The organism is Sulfuricella sp. (assembly GCF_035531155.1).
Classification (GTDB): domain Bacteria; phylum Pseudomonadota; class Gammaproteobacteria; order Burkholderiales; family Sulfuricellaceae; genus Sulfuricella.
Genome location: NZ_DATKTK010000029.1, coordinates 1 through 4,092 on the forward strand (window position 1 = coordinate 1; position 4,092 = coordinate 4,092).

The 4,092-nt window shown below is 59.2% G+C and carries 4 protein-coding genes; 2 read left to right on the plus strand and 2 right to left on the minus strand.

Annotation, left to right across the window (positions count from 1 at the left end; genetic code table 11):
* Positions 1-877: 877 nt before the first annotated feature.
* The gene (locus VMV64_RS05965; protein WP_325329043.1) at positions 878-1,648 is read left to right on the plus strand and encodes a hypothetical protein; all 771 of its coding nucleotides are present in this window, start codon (positions 878-880) and stop codon (positions 1,646-1,648) included.
* Positions 1,645-2,154, plus strand: a complete 510-nt coding sequence (locus VMV64_RS05970) for a PIN domain-containing protein (RefSeq protein WP_325329044.1) — start codon at positions 1,645-1,647, stop codon at positions 2,152-2,154. The genes VMV64_RS05965 and VMV64_RS05970 overlap by 4 nt, the downstream gene beginning before the upstream one ends.
* Before the next feature lie 48 nt (positions 2,155-2,202).
* Here VMV64_RS05970 and VMV64_RS05975 read toward each other — a convergent pair whose 3' ends face one another.
* Together VMV64_RS05975 and VMV64_RS05980 are read right to left on the minus strand one after the other, a co-directional pair.
* Positions 2,203-3,240 carry a restriction endonuclease subunit S gene (locus VMV64_RS05975; protein WP_325329045.1) on the minus strand — a complete coding sequence of 346 codons (1,038 nt, stop codon included), beginning with the start codon at positions 3,238-3,240 and terminating at the stop codon, positions 2,203-2,205.
* 32 nt (positions 3,241-3,272) lie between these two features.
* The coding region (locus VMV64_RS05980; protein WP_325329046.1) for an HsdM family class I SAM-dependent methyltransferase at positions 3,273-4,092 on the minus strand (820 nt) is incomplete at its 5' end.

Consider the following 4,092-nt stretch of genomic DNA (forward strand, 5'->3'; position numbering starts at 1 on the left):
CTTCTCGGCGATCGCCTCGACAATGAAATTGTGCGGCGTGGTCCCGGCCCTCTTCGCCGCGGCGGCGATGCGACTCTTCAACTCGTCGGGCAGGCGGATGGTCGTGGTGCTCATGGAACACTCCAGGGCGGATTCATCTTGTGCGAATGTAGCACGGTTGTGTCACATGTTGGCGGCAACGCTTGAGCGCCCACGAGAAGCCGCGAAATCTTGCCTTCCCATGGATGCGCCACCGATACTTGTCAACAAGTGGGTTGGGGGTTCCCGGCCGGCGTCAGCGCCTCGGTGCGTTCACCGGGGCCTTTCGCTTTTCTGGACGGAGGAACCATCCCGTCACGCGGCACGAACCTCGATATTCACCTGCAGGTTCCGCCGCAGCACATCGAAAATCGCGGACAGGTTGTCCATGCCGCATCAAGTAGAGCCAAAGCGTTGCGTCCTCCTGCGGAGGGCGCGTTACTTCTCTTGAATCGCCACGCGCACGTCAGGAACGTGCGCGAACAGCGTAGCTGGCCCGAAGGGCGCAGGGCAGGATGCCCGGAGTAAGAGAAGTAACCAAGAGAAGGCGACCCTCCTCGGCGCTTGTCGGGCTGCGCCCGCCAAGTCCGTGAGCCGCGGCCGGGCTTTTCGACAGGACTCCTGTCCTGGCGAAAAGGCATCGGCATCCATGCCGATGCCCCTGCGGGCCTGTCGTCCACGTCTCACCGCCTCACAAGGGAGTGGAGGTCAAGATCAACAGCAGGCGCAACACCGTGCGTTAACATGTCACCCAACATGGCCCCCGCCTCTTGGTTCTTCGGAACTTACGCGGGGGTTCTTATTGCCCGTTCTCCGGCAGCCATCCCCATCGGGATGGCAAGACACTACAATCGGTCGCATGCAACCGGCCAATACCCTTCGCTTCGCGTTGAACGACCGCATCCAGGATGCCGAGGTCGGGCCTGCGCACGTTCCGCTGGCATTGCTGGGGCAGTTCCAGAAGGACGTCGGCGAATTTCTTGCCGGATCGGGAAAGGATATCGATCCCAACCAGGTGATGATCGCCATCGCGGAAGGCTCGCTTGTCCTGATTGCCAGCGGCCTGCTGGCAGCGGCTCACCTGTGGGCCGATGTCGGACAGCTGCAAAATCCCGCCCAACTGGGCCTGATCGACCCCAGGCGTGCAGCCGTTGTCGAGCGCTGGCAGGCGGCTGCACGCAAAAACCCCCATCGCCGCTACACGTTGGCCGACCAGAACGGCACAAACTTCGTTCGCGTGGATGCGCACTCCGACTACCGTGACCAGACGACCGCCATGTGGGTAGAGGTCAAGAAATACCTGCACGGTCAGATCACCGATCTGGGCGGCACCAGCAAGGCGAATGTCCACCTGAAACTGGACAACGGCAAGGTGCTGACCATTGCCAGCAGCCATAAACTGCTGGGTGACGAGGAGCGCAATCGTCTCTACAAGCCGGCCATTCTCCGGATTTCCGCCGAGGAAAACCTGCACAACGGCGAACTGCGCAATCTCACGCTGCTGGGCTTCGAGGACACCCCGTCGACCTGGGACGAAGCAGCCTTCGGTGAACTGGTGCGCAAGGGAACGCAGACATGGGCGGATGTGCCCGATGACTGGCTGGAAACCCTGCGGAGCGGTCAAGGATGAGTGCGTCGGTGCTGCTGGATACCAGCTTCCTGATTTCTCTGGTCAGCGAAAATCGCCCTCACCACGCAACTGCCACGCAGTACTACCGCCACCTTCTGACGAACAATGTGCCGATGTATTTCTCGGCCATCGTGGCGGCCGAATTCAGCATCAAGCAGCCCATCACGGACTTGCCGCTCGGCAACTTCCGCATTCTCGAGTTCAATGTCCCGCACGGGAAAGAAGCCGCAAAGCTGTGGAACGCGCTCGGTCAGCGGGGCGCCGAGGACAACCGTGCCGTGGTGCGCGATGACGTGAAATTGCTGGCTCAGGCCAGCCATGAAGACATCGATCTCATCCTGACCGAAGATGCGTCCACGCTGCACAAGTATTGCGAGCGCCTGCGCTCAAGTGGTCACCTGCAAACCCGTGCCATCACGTTGAAAAACGGCTTCGACGCCGGTGCACTGAGCGAAGGTGGCCAGACCGACTGGGTTGGCGGTCCCGCCACCGACCCGGATTCGTAAAGCATCTCCGGTACCCGTCCACCGATTCGTTCGGACGCGAAGGCTAGGTCAGCTGGCCGGAAAAGTTTTTTTCAGCAAAGATTTTTTCAGTTCGTCGATCTCGGCGAGCTTACGGATGTAGAGGGCTTCGAGGCGTTGGGTTTTTTCGAGCAGGGTGTCCAACATCGTTACAACGTGTTGTTGTTGCGCGGCCGTAGGTACCGAGACTTTCAACCCGTTGATCATGCCGAGCTTCAGAAATTTTGTTCCGGCGCCAACGGATTCTTCCTTGAAGTGCTTCAAGCTCCTTACCAGTTGGAAATATAGGTACCGATAAATGAGCTGGTTCGTGTCGTTGATTGTGATGACGTAGGTACGTTGGTACGCGTTGAACTTGCCTCGATAGTGCTTGACGTTGAAGTCGCCGACGGCATTGTTTCCGGCAAGCAGGATGGCTTCACAGTCGAAGGCAAATCTGTCGATCGCGTACACATCCTTCGCACATGTAAAAAATGGATATTGCCCGTTTTCTACGGCTGCGTTCGCGTCAAGCTTGCCGGTTCGAACGGTTACAAGACTGCCTAAGAGCCTCTGCTCGCCGTCTACACTAGCTAGAACATTATCGAAAACCTCGCTTGCATTACACCGACTCTGCTCAACGAGGGCGCGGGCGCGGTCGAGGGCGGCGAAGGCCTGATCGAGCACCGCAACGATCCGCTTCTGCTCCTCCAGTGGGGGAAGCGGGACAAGCATTTCCTTGAAAGCACTGACGTTCAGATTTTTCTGTGCCGTGCCGCGCCCTAATCCGTAGATTTGAGGTTGCATGCCGACAAGGTAAGTGTCCAGAAACCTTTGATGTAATCGGCCTTTATCGAGGGTATCGGCGGTGAGGCCACTGTCGTTGAGGAAGAATTTTCCGCAGACGAAGCGCACACATTCTTCGGACATGCCGAATCGAGAGACGATGAAGCAATTCTCCCTATTGAATTCGTCTAATGCGAAAGTCGCTCCGCCACCGCCATAGACCGGGTAAAGAGTGCCCGCATCTCTTTTCTTGGTAACACGTGTTCCAAAGCTGATCGTGGCTACTTCGTTCAAGGGAACCATAGGCCATCCGATTATGGGCGCCACTTTATCCCTCACAACATCCCCCGAATCTCTTCCAGAATCTGCGCCGTCTCCGCATCCCGCGCCAGCATGTCCGCAATGATCTGCTCTGGGCTCCGCAGCGCTTCGGCCTCCGGCGCGTGCGGATTCTTCACCGACAGATCCCACGTCGCCTTGTGCACATCCGCCACCGCCACCGTCCAGCTCTTGTCGCTCTCAGCCTTGCTCGCCTGCAAGGCCACGAACTCAACCAGATCCTCATCGTTGAGCGGATTGGTCTTGCCCATGCTGCGGCCCGGATCGAGCTGGTAGAACCAGACCTTGCGCGTCTTCGAGCCCTTCTCGAAAAACAGCACCACCGTCTTCACGCCCGCCCCCTGGAACGTGCCGCTGGGGCAGTCGAGCACGGTGTGCAGGTTGCAGCTTTCCAGCAGCTCCTTGCGCAGGGCCACGCTGGCGTTGTCGGTGTTGCTGAGGAAGGTGTTCTTGATGACGATGGCACCGCGGCCGCCGGCTTTCAGCTTGCGGATGAAGTGCTGCAGGAACAGGTAGGCGGTTTCGCCGGACTTGATCGGGAAGTTCTGCTGCACCTCCTTGCGCTCGCCACCACCGAACGGCGGATTGGCCAGCACGATGTCGTGGCGATCCTTCTGCTGGATGTCCATCACGTTCTCGCCGAGCGTGTTGGTGTGGCGGATGTTGGGCGCATCCACGCCGTGCAGGATCAGGTTCATCACGCCCAGCACGTAGGCCAGCGATTTCTTCTCCTGGCCGTAGAAGGTCTTGCGCTGCAGCGTGTCCCACTCGGCGGCGGAGAGGTTGTCGCGGCGCAGGTAGTCCCAGGCTTCGCAC